Origin of the sequence: Paenarthrobacter sp. OM7, assembly GCF_029873575.1 — a bacterium.
In the GTDB taxonomy this organism is placed as follows: Bacteria; Actinomycetota; Actinomycetes; order Actinomycetales; family Micrococcaceae; genus Arthrobacter.
Window position 1 is genome coordinate 1,054,936 of record NZ_CP123579.1, and the last position, 18,370, is coordinate 1,073,305.

The window sequence follows — 18,370 nt, forward strand, 5'->3', positions numbered from 1 at the left end:
TCAGGAGTATAACCGTCGGCCTTAGCGGTCATCCCTTGTTCGCTCCGCTCTCAAGGCCTTGGATCATGGCCTTGTTGAGGACCAGGAAGACCAGCAGCAGCGGTGTGATGGTCACGCAGACGGCGGCGAAGGTGGCCGTCCAGTCCACCTTGCCCATTGCGCCGATGTAGTTCTGCAAGCCCAGGGGGATGGTCTTGAGGTCCTCGGAGAGAACAAAGGTGTTGGCGAAGATGAAGTCGTTCCAGATGAAGATGCTGTTGACCAGCACCACGGTGACCACGGTGTTGAGGGAGAGCGGCAGCGTGATCAGCCCGAAGATCCGGTACGGTCCGGCCCCGTCCAGGGATGCTGCCTCGTAGGTTTCGCGCGGAATGTACTCGAAGAAGGACGAGAAAAGGTAGATGGACATCGGCAGGGCGAAGCCGGCCAGTGGGATGATCATCGACTGGTAAGTGTCCAGCAGGTTCACGGCGGAGTAGTCGATGAACAGCGGGACCAGCGCGATTTGGACGGGAACAATGATGCCGATGAGGAACAAGCCCCGGACGAACTTGCTGAGGCGGAAGCCAAGGACCTGGATGGCGTAAGCGGCCATCATGCCGAACAGGACAATCAGAATGTTGGCGCCCATGGTGACGATGAAACTGTTCAGGATGTTCCGTCCCAGGTCGCCGGTTTCAAAGGCGCGGGCATAGTTTTCCCACGTCAACGAGCTGGGAAGCCCGAACGGATCACCGCTGGCAAAGTCGTTTTCGGTCCGCAGGCTGGTCACGAACAGCCAGGCGAGCGGGTACACCTGGACGATCACGATGAGCAGGATCAGGACCCTCGAGAGTGTCCGGTACAAGCTGGGCTTCCGACGCCGGCGCTGGGGGACGGGGGAAGGAACCCTGGCGCGGGTCGGCTGAGCCGGGGCTGTCTGGGTGATCATGAATCTGCCTTCCGCTTGAGCATGAACAAGATGAGGCCGACGGCGACAAGGCACTCGATCACGATGAAGACGGCGATTGTACTTGCGTAGCCAAAATCCGTGCTGGTGAAGGCTGTCTTGTACATGTAGGTGGTGAGGAGCTCGGAGGATTGTCCCGGGCCGCCGTTGGTCATGAGGTACGGGATATCAAAACCGCGCAGGCCGTAGGTCGTGGCCATGATGGTGGTGGTAATCCACACGGGCCGGATGTAAGGGAATCGGATCTTGGTGAAGAGCGTCCACTTCGATGCGCCGTCCAGGACCGCGGCTTCTTCGAGTTCCTTGGGTACGGCGATCAAGGCCGCGTAAATGATGAGCATGTACAGCCCGGTGAACCGCCACCCTTCAGGGGCGGAGACCGCGGCCAGCACTGTGGTGACGTCGGACAACCAGGCACGCTCCAAGGAACCCAGTCCTATCCAGTGCAGCAGCTGGTTCAGCAGGCCGACAGGGTCAATGGAGTAGATACGGACAAAAAGGAACGCAATGGCGACCGTGGAGATCACGGCGGGCAGCAAGTACAGGGTCTTGATCAGTTCACGCCCCCTGCGCAGGGACGTGAGCAGGCTGGCGACAACCAGGGCACCGCCCAGCTGCAGGACCAGGCAGATGGCCAGGTAGACCAGGGCGTTGAAGAAGGAACGCCAGAAGATGTCATCAGCCGTGAGCATTCGGACGTAGTTGGCCAGCCCGACGAACTCCATGTCACTGATGCCATTCCAGGAGAAGAAGCTTAGGAACAGGGACTGAAGGATGGGGAAGAGGACTGCTCCGCAGTAGAGCAGCAGTGGTGGGAGCAGGAAAACCAGGACTGAGGTCCTTGACCTGTTGGGAAGCATGGTGGGCCTTTCGGGCGGGGGCCTTACCGGCCCCCGCCGTTTCGGTTTACTTGAAGAACTTGGGCGCGTTCTGCTTGATGGCGTCGTCCATGGTCTTGGTGAATTGTTCGGGCGTGATGTTGCCCTGGACCAGGAGGACCAGCTCTTGCTGCAGACGGCTGTTGGTGGTGGGGTCCAGTTGGGTGTCCCACGGCATGGCCTGCTTTTCCCCGAGGGCGTTGGCCGTTTCGAGGGCCTTTTTGTACAGCGGGGTAGCGTTCGCGGGGACGGTGGTTTCCACGGTGGTGGTGGGGGAGAGCGCCCCGGTGGCAGCGTATTCAGCCGGGTACTTCTCCAGGGCGAACTTCAGGAAATCGCTGACCAGGGGATCGTACGTCTTCGAGTTCACGGCCATGCCGATGCCGGACGGGGAAACGAACTCGTTGGCCGCTGTCACGGAACCCGGTGTCGTGGGAAGGGTAAAGAAGTCGACGTCATCCCGGACGTCAGGGTTGAGTTTGTCCGTGGCGAGGCTGGGCAGTTCCCACGTGCCGATGTTGTACATCGCGGCTTGGCCGGAGGTGAACTGGTTCTGGGCATCGGAGTAGCCCTGCGCAGAGAATCCTTCCTGGAAGCACTTGGCCTTGCCGAGTTCGGCCATCCATTGAACAGTCTTCTGGCCCGCGGGATCGCTGAACGCAGCTTCGCCCTTCTTGAGTTTCTGGACGAAGTCGGGCCCGGCAGCCCGGAACGGCTGGTAGGCGACATAGCGTTCCAGCGGCCACTGGTCCTGCCCGTCGATGGCGATCGGCGTGATTCCTGCGTTGCGCAAAGCCGTGCACATCGCTGGGATGTCGTCCAAGGACTGAGGGACAGCCACGCCCGCTTTTTGGAGCAGGGCCTTGTTGTACCAGATGAATTCCAGCTCGAACTGGAACGGGATCATGTAGAGGGATCCGTCATCGAAGCGCTGGTAGTCCAAGGCTCCGGGCCGGTAGTCGTCGTAGAGGTCCAGCGACTTCAGCAGTTTGTCGGCCTCAACCATTTTGCCCTGCTTGGCCAGCTGCTGCGCGAATGGGGTGGCGTCCGTGTCAAACAGTTCGGGGAGCTTGTTGGCCGCAGCCAGGGTTTCGAGCTTCTGGATGTAGGAGGGCCGGTCCGGGGTGGTGATGAGGTTCAGTGCAAACCCCGGGTGGTCCTTGGCGTAGTCGTCGGCGAGCTTCTTCATGATGTTGATGACGGCGCCATCGGCAGGCCTGGAGAGGAGCCACGAGATTTCGCGGGGCTTGATCTCCCCGGTGGGGCTGACGTTGGAGGGGTCTGTAGCAGCTCCTCCGCCGCCACAGGCTGTCAAGGCCAACGCGGTGACGGCTGCGACGGCAGCAGCACGGAGTAGTTTCTTCATTGCGGCAATCTCCCTTGATTGGAACAGAGGTTGGGGTGGGATATTCAGTTGTCGATGCGCTGTCGTATCTCAAGTTCGGTGACGGTGACGGTTCCTTCGCCGGCAAAGACGCCGATCCTGCCGGTTGTGAGGTCGTACATCCTGGCGCTGAGCGCCACTTGACGGTCGACGACGGCCACGCAAATGTCGCCGTCGACGATGACCTCAAGCGTGTGCACGCCGGGGGTGAGGTCACAGGGCCGCTCAAGTTCGACGTCGAACGGCACGTCACCGGAGACATGCCACTGGGCATCTCCGGTGATGGCGCGCGGCCAGCGGTCGAAGACGAGCCGGCCACGCTTGGGTTCCAGACGGAGGACGTAGGAACGGTCGCCGTCGGCGCTTGAGCGGAGCAGCAACCCGCACTCGGTGGTGTTCGGAGCTATGTCCAGGACCACCTTTGCGTAAAATTGCTGCGGCAACTCCTCATCGGACAGCAAAGCCGTGTACCCGTCCGGCACATCGACCCGGGCAGGCAACGCACTGGCCAAGGACACCGGGACGTCATCCCAGAAGCTCTCTACCAGCTCGTCCGCGAAGGAGAATGCCAAGGTTCCGTCCGGGTTTTGGCGGGCTTCCAGCACCGACATGGTGCCGGCCCACTGCCATGGCCCATGATCGGTGTTGCCTTCCTTGGTGGCGATCCAGCCAAAGAAGAACCGGCGACCGTCGCGTTCTGCGGACTTTGAGGCGTAAAAGGCGCGGCCGTCGATGCTGTCCAGGTGCGGCACAGTCCACGGGCCGTCGGGGCTCTTGGCCATGCGGTAGCGGGTGGTGAACGATTCCGAGAACTCGGAGTACACCATGTACCACCAGTCACCCCAAACGAACACATCCGGGCATTCGTGGGTGATGTACCGGCGCGGGTCCCAGAACGGATCGGTGTACTGCCAGGCCATCAGGTCAGTGGACACACACTGGGCTATGACGCCGCGGCGGCGTTCCGGACCGGTGGAGTGCCGGGCTGCCAGCAGCATCCTCCACTGCTTCTTGTCGTCATCCCACAACACGAAGGGATCGCGCCAGTCTCCGGACTCATAGCCGTCCGGAGCGCCGAAAGTCAGTTCCGGATGTTTTTGCCAGGTCCGCATGCCATCGGTACTGGTGGCGTGCATGACCAACTGGAGGGGCGCGCCGTCGCCCCCGAGGTTCCGGGGGTTTTGTCCGGTGTAGAAGAGGTGGTGGACACCGGACCCGTCCGCCACGACGCTGCCGGTGTAGGCGTTGAAGTCCATGTCGCTTTCGCTGCCATGGTGCAGGGAGACGCCATGGTTCTCAAACTGGGTGAGGTCCTTGGTGGTGACGAGGTTCCATGATGTTCCGGGTTTTGGGTCTGAGCGGTCTTCGTGAAGGTAGAAGAGCCAGAACTCCCCGTCCTTCTCGTAGGGGATAAGGTCCCCAACCCATCCGTCGGCGGGTTGGAAGAAGACTGGGCGTTTCATCTGCGCTGATGTCCATTCTGCTAAAGCGTTTGATCACTCGTAAGCTAGCGTGAAAACTCCGGTCGATCAAGCGTTTTAGCAATTTTTGTTTTCCACCAAAATTGTGGTGCTAAAACGCTTGACCGTCGAAGCGGCCGCCACTAATGTCCTGCGTAGCCGATGACTCACCGGGCCGCTCGATGCTGAGCCGTCCGAACCCGGCCATGAGTACCAATCCAGCTCTCCATCTCACGCGCAGTACCAGGCTGCCCGGGACTTTCCCGACGGCCCCGCACGTTCATCACCATGACGTTTGGCAGGCCGTCGCGCCCGCCAAGCACTGAGAGGAAACACATCAATGACGTATGACATCTCTCGCCGCACTGCCCTGCAAGGTGCAGGAGTTGGTGCCCTGGCACTGTTCATGAGCAGCGCCGTCCCCGTGGCAGCCCACGCCCAGACATCCCTCCGGGCGATTTACCACATGACGCCGCCCACGGGCTGGCTGTGTGATCCGCAACGTCCCGTTCATACCAACGGCGCCTACCAGCTCTACTACCTTCACTCAGGCCAGAACAACGGACCGGGCGGATGGGACCATGCGACCACCTCCGACGGAGTGTCGTACACCCACCATGGAGTGGTGATGCCACTGCAGCCGGACTTCCCCGTCTGGTCGGGATCGGCCGTAGTGGACACCGCCAACACCGCCGGCTTCGGTGCCGGCGCAGTTGTCGCGCTCGCCACCCAGCCCACGGACGGCATCCGCAAATTCCAGGAACAGTACCTTTACTGGTCTACGGATGGCGGCTTCACCTTTACCGCATTGCCTGACGCGGTCATTGTGAACACTGATGGACGGACGGCCACCACCCCCGCCGAGGTGGAGAACGCAGAATGGTTCCGCGACCCCAAGATCCATTGGGACGCGACGCGCAACGAATGGGTCTGTGTCATCGGGAGGGCCCGCTACGCTGCCTTCTACACCTCTCCCAACCTGCGTGATTGGCAATGGAAGTCCAACTTCGACTTCCCCAACCACGCCCTTGGCGGCATCGAATGCCCGGATCTGTTCGAGATGACAGCCGGAGACGGCACCCGGCATTGGGTGTTCGGCGCGAGCATGGACGCCTACAGCATTGGATTGCCCATGACTTTTGCCTACTGGACAGGTTCATGGAACGGCACCGCGTTCATCGCGGACAACCTCACACCGCAGTGGCTTGACTGGGGATGGGACTGGTACGCCGCCGTAACCTGGCCGGCCGTGGAAGCACCTGAAACGAAGCGACTTGCCACCGCATGGATGAACAATTGGAAATACGCAGCCCGCGACGTACCCACAGACGCATCCGATGGTTACAACGGACAAAATTCCATCACGCGCGAGCTCAGGCTTGAGCGCCAACCGGGTGGCTGGTACACCTTGCTCAGCACGCCCGTTCCGGCGCTTTCGAACTATGCCACGTCCAGCACCACACTGCCGGACCGCACGGTCAACGGCAGTTTCATACTGCCGTGGAGCGGGCGCGCGTATGAGCTGGAGCTCGATATCTCTTGGGACACCGCCGCGAACGTTGGAGTGTCGGTGGGCCGCTCGTCGAATGGCAGCCGTCATACGAACATCGGGAAATACGGCGACGAACTGTACGTCGATCGCGCACCATCGGACCAAAGCGGCTATGCGCTGGCACCGTACACCCGCGCCGCGGCGCCAATTGACGCCAATGCCAGATCCGTCCACCTGCGTATCTTTGTCGACACCCAAAGTGTTGAGGTTTTTGTGAATTCCGGGCACTCGGTGATTTCGCAGCAGGTGCATTTCGCGGTCGGGGACACGGGGATCTCCCTTTATGCTGACGGCGGTCCGGCAAACTTCACCGGAATCACCATCCGCGAGTTCGGGACCCCCATCTAAGGCTGCGCTCCAAGGTTGGAAAGAACGACGGCGACACTAAAGCGGGCGGCAGCGTCGCCGTCGTTCTTCCGGTCCGGTGGGTGGTCTCAGCCTTGACAACCCGCAGGCACCCACGACACTGATGTCATGTATAGGAATTGCCGGGTCTCGGCCCAGTTTTCGATGGCCCTGGACGGCTTCATCGCCCGCGTGGATGACACCGTGGGGCCCTTGTTCGATTGGTACGAGGCCGGGGACGTTGAGACCTGGATGCGGGGACATCCCGTTCCGTTCCACCTGAGTGAAGCCGATGCTGCGTACTGGAACTCACTTCCGCGTGAGGGGGCGTTCATCTCAGGCCGAAGGCTGTTCGACATCACCAAGGGGTGGGGAGGCCATCCGCCCAATGAATCGCCCACCGTGGTGTTGACGCACCGCGAACCCCCAGTGAATTGGCCGCCCACCAGACGGGACGGCCAGCCCGTGCCCTTCGAGTTTGCCGGGGACCTGGAAACGGCGCTGGAGCGGGCCGCCGTTCACGCCGCCGGCGGAGAAATCGGAGTTGCCGGGGCAGACGTCGTGCAGCAGTGCCTAAGGCGCGGCGTGGTGGATGAGCTCCGTGTGGACCTGGTGCCGGTGCTGCTCGGAAGCGGTATCCCGTGGTTTGGAGCACTGGATGGCGACCTCCTGTTTAATGAGCCCGTAATTGTGCCGGGCACCCGGGTGACCCACCTGGTCTACCGGGTCCGCCGATAGGGGCGAAGGCAACAGGGCGTTATCCACAGCGGGTCAAGCAGCGGACGACGTCCGGTCCCCGCCTCCGCTAGGCTGGACACCTCGGCTGATGCAAGTGGCCGCAGGAACCTCTATGCGGAGCCACCCTACGAAATGTCTGTTGACCTTGCCCTGAGCGCCCTCGCGGCGTCCTCTTTTTCCCTTCCTGAACTGCGTGATGGCCAACTCGCAGGTATGAGCGCCCTTGCTGAGGGCCGTGATGTCATGGCTGTCATGCCCACCGGGTACGGCAAATCCGCAACCTATCAGGTGGCGGCACAGTACCTTTACCAGCAGACGGGACGGCCCGCCGTCGTGGTGTCGCCTCTCATTGCCCTGCAGGAAGACCAGCTTGACGGGCTCACGGAGGACCTGGGCCACCATGCCGCCGTCGCCATCAACTCTTCCCGCAGCGATTCCGAAGTGGAGGCCGCCTGGCAGGCGGCCGAATCCGGCAAGGCCACCTTCTTGTTTCTCGCTCCGGAGCAACTGGCCAAGCAGGCGACCGTAGAACGGATCGCCGCGCTGGACATCACCATGTTCGTGGTGGACGAGGCCCATTGTGTGTCCTCCTGGGGCCATGACTTCCGCCCTGATTACCTCGACTTGGGCACCGTCCGCGAACAGTTGGGCAACCCACCTGTGGTGGCGCTGACTGCCACCGCCTCCCCGCCGGTGCGCGACGAAATCGTGGAACGGCTGGGAATGAAGGCCCCCTTGGTCCTGATCCGCGGCTTCGACCGGCCAAACATCAGCCTCACAGTGGTCCGGCACCAGGAAGACAAAGCCAAGCGGGAAGCCGTGCTGGACCACGTTGCCTCCCTGGCCTCGGCGAAAGGGATGGGATTGCTGTACGTTGCCACCCGCAAGGACAGCGAAAAGTATGCAGCCAAACTGACAGATGCCGGGCTCCGTGCGGAGGCGTATCACGCGGGCAGATCGGATACTGACCGGGAGACCATCCACGAGTCGTTCATGGATGACCAAGTGGATGTAGTAGTGGCCACGACGGCGTTCGGCATGGGCATCGACAAGCCCAATGTGCGGTTTGTGGTGCATGCCGACATTCCGGCGTCATTGGACTCGTACTACCAGGAGGTTGGCCGGGCCGGCCGGGATGGCGCGCCCGCCGAGGCGATCCTGCATTACCGGGCGGAGGACCTGGGGCTGCGTAAGTTCTTCAGCACCCATTCCTCGGACCCCGATGCACTCACGGCGGTGCTGAAAGTTATCAAGAATGCCGGCGCTCCTGCCCCGAAGACCGCATTGGTGGAACTCACGGGCTTCCCCGCCCGGCGGATCACCGCACTGGTGAACCAGTTGGAAGAAGTGGATGCCGTCAGCACGGGGAAGCGTGGAACGCGGCTTGAATCGAAAGCCAGGCTGTCCACCCTGGTGGGCCGCGCCGTCGAACGTGCTGAGGCCCGGCAACGAGTGGAACAGTCGCGGCTCACCATGATGCGCGCCTACGCGGAGACGGACAGTTGCCGCCGCCAGTTCCTGTTGGGCTACTTCGGTGAGGACCTGCCGGAGCCTTGCGGCAACTGTGACTCGTGCGCTGACGGGCACGACGACGGCAGGCTGGACCGGGCGCCCGTCTCCGACGCGGAGGAGACGTTTCCTTTGCAATCCACGGTGGTGCATAAGGAATGGGGACAGGGCTTGGTGATGCGCCACGAGGATGACGTCATCACTGTCCTGTTCGAGCAGGAGGGCTATAAAACCCTGTCCCGTTCCGCCGTCGTCGAGCATGAATTGTTGAAGCCTGCCTAGTGCCTGCGGCAGCCGCCGGCCGGCTGCCGCAGGGCTGAAGCTCAGGTGTTCAGCTCCAGCATCAGGGCCGGCAGTTCGTCGGCCAGCTCGCGTGCCAGGAAACCCAACGGGCCGAGCTTGCTGGCCAAACGGTCAGCCGCCGCTGCGTGAAGGTGGGTTCCCCAACAGGCGGCCTGCGCATCGCTGGTTCCCCGCGCCCGCAAACCGGCTACGGCGCCAGCGAGAACGTCACCGCTGCCGGACGTCCCCAGTCCGCCGTACCCGGTGGTGATCTTCCATAACTTCCCACCTGCGCCCGAGGGCCCGGCAATAATGCCTTGGCAGCTCACCACTGCATCAAACCGGTCTGCCACAGCGGCAACATCGCGTTCGAGGTCTTCCACGTCCCGGCCCAGCAATATGCCGGTCTCCGTCGGATTGGGCGTCAGGATCAGCCTTCCCCGCCACGGTTCGAGCTCCTCCTCGATCCTGCCCAGCACTCCCAGGGCAAAAGCATCAAGAACGACGGCGGGACCTCCCGCGGTGCCGCCGCCGTCGTCGGACTGTTCCTGCTCCAGTAACGCCCGCAGCAGTGCCTCAGCGAGGTCGAGGTCGTCCAGGCCGGGCCCAATGAGGAGGGCGTCCGCCTTCTCCAGGTCGCCGGCGATGCGGTCCAAGCCTTCTCCGGTCACTGACCCGTTGGGGTTTTCGGGCAGGCCAACAGATCCGCATTCAGGCAAGGCCACGCCAATCTGCACCGCAGCGGACTCGGCGACTGCCAGGGTGATTTTCCCGGCCCCGGCACGGAGCGCCGCAGTGCCGGCCAGCAGCGCCGCGCCGGGCGTAGTCCGGGCCCCTCCGATCACCAGCACTGCTCCCCGCGAGTACTTGTCCTCGCCCGGTGCCGGCAACGGCCAGTCACGCAGCAGCGAGGGCGTCACCAGGATGGCGGCACTGGATTCACTGCGGGTGGACACTGGCGTCTCCTGCATGTTCTGTCACTGCCACTCCCTGCTCGGCCAGATGGTCAGCCACATTGAAGCTCTCCAGTTCCCACGGGCCTGAGCCGGTGGGACGTACGTAACGGGTGATCGACGCATTCAGCACCGACGTGGTCGCGGCCAGGTCCAGGATTTCGTCCTCGGACATCCCTTCCAGGATGTAACGGACCAGCAGGATGACGGCATCGTGGCAGACCAGCATCACCCGGTGCCCTGTTCCCAGGGTGTTGAGCTCATCCAGGATCGAACGCAGGCGGAGTGCGACGTCAGCCCACGACTCCCCGCCGGGCGGGCGGTAGTACAGCTTGCCCAGCCAAAGCCGCCGCTCGGCTTCGTCGGGGTACCTCGTCTCGACGCCCAAGCGCGTCAGCCGGTCCAAAATACCCAGTTCCCGGTCCCTGAGGCGTTCATCGGTGAGTACCTTGACAGGCCAGCCGGCGGTCTCCACAGCGATTTCCGCTGTCTGTCTGGCACGGGCATAGGGGGAGGAAACCACAGCATCGGGCCGGAGCTCTTCGGCCATCCGGGCGAGCGCCGTTCCCAGTGCTTTCGCCTGCTCCCGGCCCGTGCCGGATAAGTTCACGTCGGGATCCCTGGCAGGAACCTGGATAACCTCCGCTCCAGCCAAGCGTGCCTCCGTCGCGGCCACGTTTCCTTCGCTTTCACCGTGCCGGATCAGCAGCAACTCCACGGCACCGGCCTCCTGGACTGCGTCCGTCAGTCCGTCCTCGTTCACAAAGATCACTCCTCCGCGTGTGTTGCCGAATGCAGAACACTACCCAGTGCGTACCCACGGGTCCAGAGAATAAACGCACGACGGCGTCCGGGAACCTCTGTCGCCCGGACCTTCAGTGAAGTAAGTTGCTCGCATGGAGGACTCATATCAAGTCATCGTTGTGGGTGCCGGATTCGCGGGCGTAGCGGCAGCCAAGGAACTCGGGCGCAAGGGCGTCAAGGTCTTGCTGATCGACTCGAACAACTACCACCAATTCCAGCCACTCCTTTATCAGGTAGCTACATCCCAGATCGGGGTCTCGGCAATTGCGCGGCCACTCCGGTCCGTGTTCCGACGCTTCAAGTCGGTTAAGGTCCTCACGGCGAAGGTCGAGTCCGTGGATGCAGCACAGCGGTCCGTCACCACGGAAGACGGACAGACCCTGCGCACGAAGATCCTCGTTATTGCAGTCGGCGCCGTTCCGAACTTTTTTAATACCCCTGGCGCAGAGGAGTTGGCGTTCCCGCTGTATTCCGTCACGGACGCCACCAGGCTTGGCACTGGCCTTACCCGGCTGCTGGACCAAGCCGACAGAAACCCCGACGGTTCCGTCGACGTAGTGGTGGTGGGAGGCGGGCCCACCGGCGTGGAGACCGCCGGAGCGATGGCGGAAAACGTCAAATATGTGGTGAGCAAGTATTTCTCGCCGGAGCTCGCAGCACGATGCCGGGTGCATTTGGTGGACATGGTTCCCAGTGTCCTGAACATGTTCTCCAAGAAATCCCAGAGCTATGCCACTGATCATTTGAAGAAGGTGGGCGTTCACCTTCATATGGGAGTGGGCGTCACCGAGGTCCGGCCGGACGGAGTGACCCTGGCAGACGGCAGCTCCGTGCCGGGACAGATCGTGGTGTGGGCCGGAGGCCTGAAAGCGGGCGATCTCATTGCCGGGTCCGGGCTGACGCAGGGAAGGGGAGGCCGCGTTGACGTCCATCCGGACCTGACTGCTCCGGACGCGAAGGGCGTATACGTCATTGGGGATTGTGCCAACATCACCGACTCCACCGGTGCGAAGCTTCCGCAACTGGGGTCCGTGGCTCAACAGGCAGGAAAGTGGGCCGCCAAGAACATCCTTGCGGACCTCGGCGGGGGCATCCGGACGCCCTTCCACTATGTGGATAAGGGTTATATGGCGATGGTGGGTCGTGGCGCCGCAGTGGCAGAGTTGGGTCGCAAGCGAATCCAGCTGCAGGGGATTTTCGCCTTCTTATCCTGGCTGTTGGTGCATCTGGCGCTGCTGTCCGGGCTCCAGCAAAAGATCCGTGCCTTGTTCTCCTGGCTCAACGGCTACCTCCTTCACAGCCCTGCGCAGGTAGTAGTCAGCGGGCCGATTGAGAAGGAACCAACGGAACAGGATCCACCGGGCCCGGAGGTTTCCCAGGGGTCCTGACGAGGAACCGGCAGCTGTTTTGCGGGGTCCCTGGTTGAACAGCCGCGCTTCTTCTTCAGGCGGCAAGCAAGTTCTTGGCTGCAGCAATCAGCTCAGCGTTGCCTTCAGCGCGCTCTCCATGGGGGAGTAGGAGCGTATCTTCGAGACCGATTCTGGTGTCCAATCCCCACCGGGCTGCCAGCTTCAGCGCAGCCCAGGTGGACCGTTCCTCGCCGTGGAGCAGGGTCGGCACCTGGACCGCTGGTTCCCGCAACAGTTCCAAGAGACATTTGGCCTCGCCTTCCACAGCCTCGGCCGGGATGTCCTGTAGCTCGATCAACACCCTCAGGCATTCAGCCCGGAATGGCGAGCAGGCCCATCGGCGGGCAGCGTCCGCATGCCAGATTCCCGCCTCGATGCCAATACCGCGGGCGTGAAGGGCGCCGGCCACTTCTTCGGCACCGTCCTCGTGCCAATTTACGGATGCGAAATCCGGTGCCTCACGCCATGACTCCACCATCTTCACGCGCGACGATGCGTCGGGGGAAGTCCAGGCACCCGTTGTCACGCCCACAGGTACGTCAGGACAGGCATGACGCACTGCGCGCAGCCATTGGGTGACGTAGTGCGGTTCCATGGTGTCCGCGCCCTGAGGATTCTTAGGATGGACATGCAGGCTGTGGGCGCCTGCAGCCACGGCCGCCGCCGCTTCCTGGGCAATCATGGCGGGATCTGCCGCCAGCCGTTGGTGGAGCGAGACGTTCCGAGCCCCGTTGAGGCAAGCCTGTAGCATCACACGCCCATGGTACGAGGTTGTCTCCGTGGGGCGGGATCTTATTGAGCGGCCAAACTGGGAAGATAGCAGAAGGAATCCCGAATCAAGGAGCAACATCATGACCCTCAAAGAACGCCTGAAAGCCGACGTGGTTGACCACATGAAGGCGGGCAACAAGGTTGCGCTGACCACAGTGCGCAACGTGCTGGGTGAGATTACTACCCGTGAGAAGTCCGGGAAGACGCCGGTCGAGTTGGACGACGCCCAGGTGACATCACTGCTCCAAAAGGAAGCCGCCAAGCGCCGGGACACTGCCCGCATCTACACGGAGGCCGGCGAATCCGAGCGCGCAGCCGCCGAAGTGGCGGAGGCTGAAATTATCGAGGCTTACCTGCCAAAGGCCCTGACCAGGGAAGAAGTGGAAGCAATCGTCGACGACGCCGTCCAGGCGCTGAAGGCTGATGGCCAAGAGCTTTCCATGCGTTCCATCGGAGCCGTGATGAAGCCCGTCACCGCCAAGGTTGCAGGACGTTTTGACGGCAAGACTGTCAGCGAGATCGTGCGCGGACGCTTGGCGTAGCGAGGTCAGTTGACCCCCAGCAGCCACCGCAAAGTGTCAGCGTTTCGCACGGCGTTACCACCGCCGTCGTTGTTGAAGTAGACGTACACGTCCTTGCCGGAACCGTCCCACTCCCGAATCCGTTCCGCCCACCAGCGGAGATCGTCATCGGAGTATGAGCCGCCGTAGAGGTGCTCATGGTCCGGGCCGTGCAGTCGAACGTAAACAAACGGCGCGGTGGCGCGCAGGATGCAGGGCAGATTGGCGCCACTCATGATGCAGTATGCGGCCCCGTGGCGCTCCAGCAGTGAATAGACGTCGGGGTGGTCCCAGCTGTCGTGGCGGAACTCGACGGCAACTCGGATCCAGTGGGGCAGGGCGGCCAGGAAGTAGTCCAGCCGGGCGTCGTCGCGGGCAAAACCGGGTGGGAGCTGGACCAACAGGACGGCCCGTTTGTCGCCGAGCTCGTGCCAGCAGCGAATGATCCGTTCCACCCACACCTCCGGGCTGTACAGCTTCTTGGCGTGTGTGAGTCCCCGTGGCGCTTTGACGGACATGGCAAAGCCCGGAGGCAGGCGGTTTCGCCAACTCGCAAACGAGGTGTCCCGGGGCCAGCGATAAAAGCTCGCGTTGAGCTCCACCGTGGTGAACCTGGCCATGTACTGGGCCAGGCGCTTTGATGCCGGAAGCCCCGGCGGATAGAGCACATTTTCCCAGTGGTCGTAGCTCCAGCCCGAGGTGCCGATGTGGATGCCCATGGTGTGAATGTACCCGCGCTGGACCTCCCCAACCCGGGTGTTACAGCTTGCCGCTCCGGGCCATCAGGGCCTGGAGATCTTCGGCCACCTTGGCTACTTCGCGCTGCCGGGCGCTGGGCGTTGGATTGGAACCGGGTTTGCTGCTGCGCGTTGCCGGGTGTGCAGGCCGTCGGGACGTGCGGGCGGGGAGGTGAAGCTGCGGATCGCGCGAGGGCGCGTCGACAGTGACGGCTCCCTGCAGGGGATCGTGGAAGAGTGGGAGGTTCATACTTCCCGATCCTGACAGAAGCGACCCGGGGCCGGTATGGACAGGTGCATACGCCGTCACGGCACGGCTGTGCAAATGTCCATCCGGGCCGGGGCAGGCACCTAGCCCCAGAGAGCCTTCTTCAGCAGGGTCCTCAATTGGGCATTCTCGTCCTCGCTGAGTCCCGCAAGCTGGGTCTCTTCGCACACTTCAAGGGCAGCCCTCGCCTTGTTGTGGATCCGCCGGCCCTCGGCTGTGGAGACGATGATCTTCGCCCGGCGGTCCTGTTTGCCCTGAGCCCTCTTGACCAGGCCGCGGTGTTCCAGGTCGTCCACAAGGCTGACCACCTGGCTGGGGTCCAGGCTGAGGAAATCGGCGAGCTCCCGCTGCGTAGGTTCCAGCCCGCTGCACGCAAGAGTCAGCACTGAGAAGGACCGTTCCCTGAGTCCGTAATCTGCCAGGGCCTTGTTGTTCAGCAGTGAACCCGTGGCATGCAGTTTGGCCAGCAACAGGCCCACATCGCTGCCGATTTTTGCTGCGGCCAAGCGCGGGGTTTCCACTTCGGTGCTTTGCGGGCCCATGACAACTCCAATAGTAATGAAAAACAATCGTTGACTTTTTCAATGATCCGTATTCTCATTGATCATGACAAGGATCTCACGACGCAATGGGATCGGCCTCACCGGCTCCGGCCGGTTACTGCATGCGAAGGAGCACGCCATGAGCTTGAACGGCAAGGTTGCAATCGTTACTGGAAGTGGACAGGGTCTTGGACTCGCTTATGCGAGGGAGCTCGCCCGCCAGGGTGCCGCCGTCGTTATTAATGACGTGAACGCTGAAACCGCTGCGGAGGCTGTCGCGCACATTGAGGCCGACGGTGGCCGGGCCGCCGCCGTGGTGGTTCCGGTGGGCAGCACTGATGCTGCGAAGGCGTTGGTGGCGGGTGCTGTTGAAGCATTTGGCCGGCTGGACATCCTGGTCACCAACGCCGGGATCCTGCGGGACAAGAGCCTGTTGAAGATGACGGATGAGGATTTCGATCTGGTCATCAACGTCCACCTGCGCGGAACCTTCACCTGCGTCCGCGAGGCGTTCGCCTACTTCAAGGAAAACAACATTCCCGGGCGGATCATCACCATCGGTTCGCCGACCGGCCAGCGCGGTAACTTCGGCCAGACCAACTACGCCGCTGCCAAGGCCGGGATCGTGGGCATGGTCCGGACCTGGGCGCTTGAGATGAAGAAGGCGGGCGTGACCGTCAACTCCGTCATTCCGGTGGCGGCGACGGCGATGACCAAGACGGTCCCGTATTTCCAGAAGGCCGTTGAAGCAGACGAGCGTGGCGAGGCCATGCCGGCGTTCTTCCGCCACGACCTCGGTTTCGGAACGGCCGACGACGTCGCCGGGCTGATTGCCTTCCTCGCCTCTGACGCGGCCGCGGGGATTACCGGCCAGGCAATCGGTGCCGGTGGTGACCGGCTCCAGGTCTGGACCCACCCGACGGCGGCCACCACCGAGTACCGCGACGGTGGCTGGAGCTACGAGGCCCTGCAGGAGAATGCAGCTTCGCTGTTTGGTTCGGATGCGCTGCAGAGCTACGGCGAGGAATTCCTGCCGCTGCCTGAGGAACTCCGGCCCGAGCCGGCGGCCGTACCGGCGCAGGCCCGCTGATCATGGCCGACCGCTACGAACTGGGCATCGACGTTGCGAAGCTCGACGCGATCGATATGCACGTCCACCTGGAAGTGGACAGCTGCGGTCATGGCTCGCTCCCGGAAGCGCTGACGGAGGCCTCGGCGAAGTATTTCAAGTCCGAGGACAGGACGCCGTCCCTGGACCGGATCGCTGAGGTATACCGCGAACTGAACATGGCCGCCGTCGTCTTCACTGTCGACGCACGGACGCAGCTCAAGCATGAGCCCAACAGCATCCCGGAGCTGATCGAGGGCGCTGCCCGGAACAACGATGTGCTGATTCCCTTCGGCAGCGTTGATCCTCGGACGGGGGAGGACGCAATCGCCGGGGCGAAGCACCAGGCTGTTGAACTTGGTGCCCGGGGTTTCAAGTTCCACCCCTCGCTGCAGGGCTTCGACCCGTCCAATGAGGCCTTCTATCCGCTCTGGGAAACCCTTCAGGAACTTGGGCTGCCGTGTATTTTCCACACGGGCCAGAACGGCATGGGTGCAGGGCTGCCCGGTGGGTATGGGATCAAGCTCGCGTACTCCAACCCGTTGCTGCTGGATGCTGTTGCCGCTGACTTTCCGGGCCTGCAGGTCATCATGGCCCACCCCTCGGTGCCGTGGCAGGACGAGGCGAACTCGATCGCGACGCACAAGTCCAACGTGTTCATTGACCTGTCCGGATGGTCGCCGAAGTATTTCCCGGAGTCGCTGGTGAAAGCCTCGAATTCGGTGCTGCAGGACAAGGTCCTGTTCGGCACGGACTACCCGTTGATCACCCCGCAAAAGTGGCTGGGTGCGTTCGCTGACCTGCCACTGAAGGATGAAGTCCGTCCAAAGATCCTCAAGGACAATGCTGTCCGGCTGCTGGGACTCGGTGGCTGACATGACCACGAGTACAGCAACGAATGCGGAACAGCGGCTCTATTCCGTGGCGGACTGGTACGACGCCGAAGCACTCCTCACCACTGAAGAGCGTCAGGTTTTGGGTCGGCTGCGCGGCTTCCTGGAGGCGGAAGCGAAGCCACTGCTGGCTGAGTACTGGGAACGGGGTGAGTTCCCGGAGCAGTTGGCTCAGCCGCTGATCGATCTTGACGTGATGGAACCTTCCGATCTCACCGTGGAGGGGCCGGCAAGAGGGATCTACCACGGCTTCCGGATCTTCGAACTGGCCCGCACGGACGCTTCGTTGGCAACCTGGTACACCGCCCAGGCGGGGCTGTTCAGGACAGCGATCCGTGTTGGTGCTTCCGAGGAGCAGCAGCGCGAGTGGATGCCCAAGGTCATCGACTTCTCCCTCAAAGGTGTCTTCTCGCTGACCGAACCAGGGCACGGCTCGGACATCGCCGGAGGGCTTTCCACTACCGCACGTTTCGAAGAAGGTCCCGACGGCGGAAGCTGGGTTCTGGACGGCGCAAAGCGGTGGATCGGGGGCGCCTCGACGGCCGATGTGTTGTGTGTGTTCGCCAGGGACGTTGCCGATGGACAGGTCAAAGCGTTCCTCGTGGACCGGACCGCCACCGGCGTCAGCTTGGAAAAGATCCATGGCAAAACCTCGCTCCGGATGATGCAGAACGCCCACATCACCCTGAACAAGGTCCGCGTACCCGAGGCCATGCGCCTCCACAAGGTGAATTCGTTCAAGGACGTTGCCTCGATGCTTCGGGCGATGCGCTCGGACGTAGCCTGGATCGCCACCGGCATTCAAGCAGGCGCGTTCGAAGCAGCGCTGGCCTACGTCAAGGAACGCCAGCAGTTCGGCCGGTCGCTGGGGTCCTTCCAGCTGGTCCAGGAGAAGCTGGCCCGGATGCTCGGCAACATCACCGCTTCGCTTTCACTGGTGGTGCGGCTGACTGAGCAGCAGGGATGGGGCATCTACCGGGACCAGGACTCGGCCTTGGCCAAGATGCAGACGTCCTTGATGATGCGCGAAACCGTCGCCTTTGCCCGTGAAGTGGTGGGCGGCAACGGCATCACCCTCGCGGCCGACGTCGCGCGTTTCCATGCCGATGCCGAAGCCGTCTACTCCTACGAAGGCACCCACGAGATCAACGCCCTCATCGTGGGACGCGCCCTCACCGGCGCCAGCGCCTTTACCAACTGATCCTTCTCAAACCTCAACACCAACTGC

At 62.6% G+C, this 18,370-nt stretch carries 18 protein-coding genes; 8 read left to right on the forward strand and 10 right to left on the reverse strand.

The annotated features are described in order from the left end of the window. Positions 1 to 28: 28 nt before the first annotated feature. The 4 genes from QEH68_RS04925 to QEH68_RS04940 are packed head-to-tail and all read right to left on the reverse strand — an operon-like array spanning position 29 to position 4,674. Positions 29 to 931: a carbohydrate ABC transporter permease gene (locus QEH68_RS04925; RefSeq protein ID WP_207596440.1), complete on the reverse strand. Its 903-nt coding sequence runs from the start codon at positions 929 to 931 to the stop codon at positions 29 to 31. After that, positions 928 to 1,809: a sugar ABC transporter permease gene (locus tag QEH68_RS04930; RefSeq protein ID WP_280626989.1), complete on the reverse strand. Its 882-nt coding sequence runs from the start codon at positions 1,807 to 1,809 to the stop codon at positions 928 to 930. The genes QEH68_RS04925 and QEH68_RS04930 overlap by 4 nt, the downstream gene beginning before the upstream one ends. A gap of 46 nt (positions 1,810 to 1,855) precedes the next feature. After that, complete coding sequence (locus tag QEH68_RS04935) at positions 1,856 to 3,193, reverse strand: extracellular solute-binding protein (protein ID WP_280626991.1); 1,338 nt, start codon at positions 3,191 to 3,193, stop codon at positions 1,856 to 1,858. A gap of 44 nt (positions 3,194 to 3,237) precedes the next feature. Continuing rightward, entirely contained in the window at positions 3,238 to 4,674 is a 1,437-nt protein-coding gene (locus QEH68_RS04940; protein ID WP_280626993.1) for a GH32 C-terminal domain-containing protein, read from the reverse strand. A gap of 337 nt (positions 4,675 to 5,011) precedes the next feature. Between QEH68_RS04940 and QEH68_RS04945 the strand changes: the two genes are divergently transcribed. The 3 genes from QEH68_RS04945 (at position 5,012) to QEH68_RS04955 (ending at position 9,097) form a co-directional block, all read left to right on the forward strand. After that, positions 5,012 to 6,571 carry a glycoside hydrolase family 32 protein gene (locus QEH68_RS04945; protein ID WP_280626995.1) on the forward strand — a complete coding sequence of 520 codons (1,560 nt, stop codon included), beginning with the start codon at positions 5,012 to 5,014 and terminating at the stop codon, positions 6,569 to 6,571. 126 nt (positions 6,572 to 6,697) lie between these two features. Beyond that, on the forward strand, positions 6,698 to 7,306 hold the full coding sequence (locus tag QEH68_RS04950) for a dihydrofolate reductase family protein (protein ID WP_280626997.1): 609 nt from the start codon (positions 6,698 to 6,700) through the stop codon (positions 7,304 to 7,306). A gap of 132 nt (positions 7,307 to 7,438) precedes the next feature. After that, on the forward strand, positions 7,439 to 9,097 hold the full coding sequence (locus QEH68_RS04955; protein ID WP_280626999.1) for a RecQ family ATP-dependent DNA helicase: 1,659 nt from the start codon (positions 7,439 to 7,441) through the stop codon (positions 9,095 to 9,097). 41 nt (positions 9,098 to 9,138) lie between these two features. On the opposite strand, the gene QEH68_RS04960 is transcribed toward QEH68_RS04955, so the two are convergent. Both QEH68_RS04960 and QEH68_RS04965 read right to left on the reverse strand, forming a co-directional pair. Further along, positions 9,139 to 10,053, reverse strand: a complete 915-nt coding sequence (locus QEH68_RS04960) for an NAD(P)H-hydrate dehydratase (protein WP_280627001.1) — start codon at positions 10,051 to 10,053, stop codon at positions 9,139 to 9,141. Then, entirely contained in the window at positions 10,037 to 10,822 is a 786-nt protein-coding gene (locus QEH68_RS04965; RefSeq protein WP_280627002.1) for a histidine phosphatase family protein, read from the reverse strand. The genes QEH68_RS04960 and QEH68_RS04965 overlap by 17 nt, the downstream gene beginning before the upstream one ends. Before the next feature lie 124 nt (positions 10,823 to 10,946). Between QEH68_RS04965 and QEH68_RS04970 the strand changes: the two genes are divergently transcribed. Continuing rightward, on the forward strand, positions 10,947 to 12,242 hold the full coding sequence (locus QEH68_RS04970; RefSeq protein ID WP_280627004.1) for an NAD(P)/FAD-dependent oxidoreductase: 1,296 nt from the start codon (positions 10,947 to 10,949) through the stop codon (positions 12,240 to 12,242). Positions 12,243 to 12,297: 55 nt separating this feature from the next. On the opposite strand, the gene QEH68_RS04975 is transcribed toward QEH68_RS04970, so the two are convergent. Then, positions 12,298 to 13,014, reverse strand: a complete 717-nt coding sequence (locus tag QEH68_RS04975; protein WP_280627976.1) for a 3-keto-5-aminohexanoate cleavage protein — start codon at positions 13,012 to 13,014, stop codon at positions 12,298 to 12,300. A 100-nt stretch (positions 13,015 to 13,114) separates the two neighbouring features. Here QEH68_RS04975 and QEH68_RS04980 point away from each other — a divergent pair, with 100 nt between their 5' ends. Beyond that, positions 13,115 to 13,576, forward strand: coding sequence for a GatB/YqeY domain-containing protein (locus QEH68_RS04980; RefSeq protein WP_207596464.1), 462 nt, complete (start codon positions 13,115 to 13,117; stop codon positions 13,574 to 13,576). A gap of 5 nt (positions 13,577 to 13,581) precedes the next feature. Here QEH68_RS04980 and QEH68_RS04985 read toward each other — a convergent pair whose 3' ends face one another. From QEH68_RS04985 to QEH68_RS04995, 3 genes are all read right to left on the reverse strand, one after another. Beyond that, positions 13,582 to 14,313, reverse strand: a complete 732-nt coding sequence (locus QEH68_RS04985; RefSeq protein WP_207596466.1) for a DUF72 domain-containing protein — start codon at positions 14,311 to 14,313, stop codon at positions 13,582 to 13,584. A gap of 40 nt (positions 14,314 to 14,353) precedes the next feature. Further along, complete coding sequence (locus QEH68_RS04990) at positions 14,354 to 14,581, reverse strand: hypothetical protein (RefSeq protein ID WP_280627007.1); 228 nt, start codon at positions 14,579 to 14,581, stop codon at positions 14,354 to 14,356. Between the two features lie 101 nt (positions 14,582 to 14,682). Beyond that, the gene (locus QEH68_RS04995) at positions 14,683 to 15,141 is read right to left on the reverse strand and encodes a MarR family winged helix-turn-helix transcriptional regulator (protein ID WP_207596470.1); all 459 of its coding nucleotides are present in this window, start codon (positions 15,139 to 15,141) and stop codon (positions 14,683 to 14,685) included. A 139-nt stretch (positions 15,142 to 15,280) separates the two neighbouring features. On the opposite strand from QEH68_RS04995, the gene QEH68_RS05000 reads away from it, so the two are divergent. From QEH68_RS05000 to QEH68_RS05010, 3 genes are read left to right on the forward strand one after another with little or no spacing between them, the layout of a single operon-like run. Continuing rightward, complete coding sequence (locus QEH68_RS05000) at positions 15,281 to 16,231, forward strand: SDR family NAD(P)-dependent oxidoreductase (RefSeq protein WP_280627010.1); 951 nt, start codon at positions 15,281 to 15,283, stop codon at positions 16,229 to 16,231. Between the two features lie 2 nt (positions 16,232 to 16,233). Continuing rightward, positions 16,234 to 17,124, forward strand: coding sequence for an amidohydrolase family protein (locus tag QEH68_RS05005; RefSeq protein ID WP_280627011.1), 891 nt, complete (start codon positions 16,234 to 16,236; stop codon positions 17,122 to 17,124). 1 nt (position 17,125) lies between these two features. Then, a complete protein-coding gene (locus QEH68_RS05010) occupies positions 17,126 to 18,343 on the forward strand; it encodes an acyl-CoA dehydrogenase family protein (RefSeq protein ID WP_280627013.1) in 1,218 nt (405 codons plus the stop codon). The last annotated feature ends 27 nt before the right edge of the window (positions 18,344 to 18,370 follow it).